Source organism: Mitsuaria sp. RG (assembly GCF_028369275.1).
Taxonomy (GTDB): domain Bacteria; phylum Pseudomonadota; class Gammaproteobacteria; order Pseudomonadales; family Pseudomonadaceae; genus Aquipseudomonas; species Aquipseudomonas peradeniyensis.
In genome coordinates, this window is sequence record NZ_JAQMYQ010000093.1 from 1 (window position 1) to 3,392 (window position 3,392).

Consider the following 3,392-nt stretch of genomic DNA (forward strand, 5'->3'; position numbering starts at 1 on the left):
AAGACCAAAGCAACCCGCCGTAAGGGCGGAAAGGTGAATAAGCGTCGACATCAAAAATGAATGCGCATACAACTTCCAATACCAACCCAACCCCAACCCCAACTAAAACCAACTCAAACCATCATATTTTAATCCCGAGCCAGCGCCTCAATAGGATCCAACCGCGCCGCATTCCGAGCCGGCACAAACCCAAACACAATCCCAATCAACGTAGAACAAACAAACGCCGTAACCACCGACCCCAACGAAAACACCATCTCCCACTGCTTGACGAACAAGGCAAACAGATACCCGATCCCATAGGACAACCCAATCCCGATCACCCCACCGATCAGACAGACCATCACCGCCTCCACCAGAAACTGCTGCCGGATATCGGACTGCCGCGCCCCGACCGCCATGCGAATGCCGATCTCCCGGGTCCGCTCGGTGACCGACACCAGCATGATATTCATCACCCCGATCCCCCCCACCACCAGCGAAATCACCGCGATCAGCGACAACAGCAGGGTCAACGAGCGGCTGGTCTTCTGCACGGTCTGCATGATGCTGTCGAGGTTGTTGGTGAAGAAGTCCTTGGTCCCATGCCGCTGCAGCATCAGCTTGTTGACCTCCTCCTCGACCCGCTTGCTCGGCATGCCATCCTTGATCCGCACGCTGATGCTGTCCAGGTGGCGCTGGCCGAGCACCCGCCCGGCGGCGGTCTCGTAGGGCATCCACACGTTCAGCGTGTTGCCGGCGACGAACAGGTTCTTGTTCTCGGCGGTCACGCCGATCACCGTGCACGGCAGCTTGCCGACCAGGATCACCTGCCCCAGCGGGTTGACCCCGTCGCCGAACAGGCGCTTGCGCGTGTTGTGGTCGATCACCACCACCTGCGCCTGGCGCCGGGCGTCGTCGGCGCTGAACACGATCCCCGAGGCCAGCGGAATGTTGCGCACCTGGAAGTACTGCTCGCTGACGCCGTTGAGCTGCACGTCGGCATCGATGTTGCGGTAGCGCACCAGCGAGCTCTGGCCGATCACCGGAGTGGCGCTGTCGACGTAGTAGAGCGCGTTGAGCGCCGTCACATCCGCCGGCATCAAGGTCTCGATGGCCTTGGCCCGGCTGTCGCCGAAACTGGTGCCCGAATAGATGTCGATGGTGTTGCTGCCGATCGCCTGGATGTCCTTGAGCACGTAACCCTTGGCGCCCTCGCCGATGGCCGAGATCGACACCACCGAGGTGATGCCGATGATGATCCCGAGCATGGTCAGCAAGGTGCGCATGCGGTGCGAGACCAGGGCGATCCAGGCCATCTTGAAGGCCTCGCGGAACAGGCCGAGGCTTGCCACCAGCCGCCGCGGCGCCTGCTCGACAGCCGGCGTGGCCTCGGCGGCTGGCGCCGGTGTCTCGGGTCGGGTGCGGCGGTCGCTGACGATCTGCCCGTCACTGACCTCGATGATCCGCTCGGCATGGGCGGCGACCTTGGGGTCGTGGGTCACCAGGATTACCGTGTGCCCGGCAGCGTGCAACTCCAGCAGGATGTTCATCACCTCCTTGCCGCTGGCGGTGTCGAGGGCGCCGGTGGGTTCGTCGGCAAGGATCACCTCGCCGCCGTTCATCAGCGCCCGGCAGATGCTCACCCGCTGCTGCTGGCCGCCGGACAGCTGGCTCGGCCGGTGGGCCAGATGGGTGCCCAGGCCCAAACGCCCCAGCAGTTCACGGGCACGGGCATGGCGCCCGGCCTGGGGCACGCCGGCATACACCGCCGGAATTTCCACATTGCGCAGGGCATCCAGGTGCGGCAACAGGTGGTAGCGCTGGAAGATGAAGCCGAAATGGTCGCGCCGCAGCGCAGCCAGGGCGTCGTCGTCCAGGTCGCGGGTTTCCTGGCCGCTGACCTGGTAGCTGCCGGCGCTGGCATGGTCCAGGCAGCCGAGGATGTTCATCAGGGTCGACTTGCCCGAGCCCGAGGCGCCGATGATCGCCACCAGCTCACCGGCATGGATCTGCAGGTCGATACCCTTGAGCGCCAGGAACTCACGGTCGCCGGCCATGAAGCTACGGCTGACCCCCTGCAGGCGCAGCAACGGCTGCTTCTGGTCAGCAGGCCGCGCCAGGTGCGGTGAAAGCTCGACGGTCATGTTCATGCTCACGCCCCCGCCTCGCCCGACACCGGCTCGCCGATCACCACCCGATCGCCTTCGGCCAGGCCATCCTTGACCTGCACCTTGACGTTGTTGTTGATCCCCGCCTGGACCTTGCGCACCTGGGCGAAGCCCTTGCCGTCGATCACCCGTACCGGGAAACTGCCGTCGGCGTCGCGCGGCCCCAGCGCCGCCACCGGCACGGTGAGCACGCCCTGGGCGGTGTCGAGGACGATGCGCACCTGGGCGGTCATCGAGATGCGCAGGCGGTGCTCGGGGTTGGGTACCTCGAACAGTGCGTTGTAGAACACCGCGCTGGCCTGCTTGGCCGCGCCGCTGTTCTTGTCGCTGCTTTCCAGGTAGTTCTGCGGCGCAGGCTCCGTGCCGCGCAGCTTGGCGTAATAGCGCTGGTCATCGCCGAGGATGGTGAAGTACACCTGCTGGCCGGGGCTGATGTGGATCACGTCGGCCTCGGACACCTGGGCCTTGATGGTCATGGTGTCGAGATCGGCCAGCTTGAGAATCACCGGCGCCAACTGGTTGGAAATCACCGTCTGGCCTTCCTGGGTGACGATGCCCACCACATGGCCATTGATCGGCGCGACGATGCGGGTGTAGCCGAGGTTGACCCTGGCGGTGTCGATCTGCACCCGGGCGCTCTTGATCTGCGCGTCCAGCGAGCGCAGGTTGGCCTGCTGCACCTCGAACTCGGACTCGGCACTCTCGAAATCCTGGCGCGAGATCGACTCGTCGTCCTGCAGCACCTCGTACCGCTCGTAGACCCGCTTGGCCTGCTTGAGCTTGGCCTGCACCGAGCGCCGCTCGGCCTGCAGCTTCTCCTCGTCGACCTCGGCCTGGCGCAGGGTGTTCTGCGGCACCAGCGGGTCGATCTCGGCCAGCCACTGGCCCTCGCTGACCTTGTCACCGAGCTTGACCTTCAGCGACTTGAGCTGCCCGGAAACCTGGGCACCGACGTCTACCTGGCGGATGCCCTCCAGGGTGCCGGTGGCCAGCACCGCGTTCTCGATGTCGCCACGCTCGACCGTGGCGGTGATGTACTGCGGCGGCTTGGCCGGGGCCTGCACCGCGTACAGCACGATGCCGGCGACCAGGGCCGCGGCGACCCCAAGGGTGATCTTGCGAAACTTCGTCTTTTCCATAAAACCGTTCTTCCAGAATCCGATGAGGTCCCGTGGGGGGGGGGCTGGCCCCCCCCCCCCCCCGGGTTTTTTGTTTTAAAAGCCCTGTTATAGGGGCTGCCCC

General features: G+C 64.8%; 2 protein-coding genes. Both read right to left on the bottom strand.

The window, feature by feature from the left end:
* Positions 1-128: 128 nt before the first annotated feature.
* Complete coding sequence (locus tag POF53_RS25790) at positions 129-2,126, bottom strand: MacB family efflux pump subunit (RefSeq protein ID WP_498970029.1); 1,998 nt, start codon at positions 2,124-2,126, stop codon at positions 129-131.
* Positions 2,127-2,134: 8 nt separating this feature from the next.
* Positions 2,135-3,289, bottom strand: coding sequence for a macrolide transporter subunit MacA (gene macA, locus POF53_RS25795; RefSeq protein WP_198745913.1), 1,155 nt, complete (start codon positions 3,287-3,289; stop codon positions 2,135-2,137).
* Positions 3,290-3,392 lie beyond the last annotated feature (103 nt).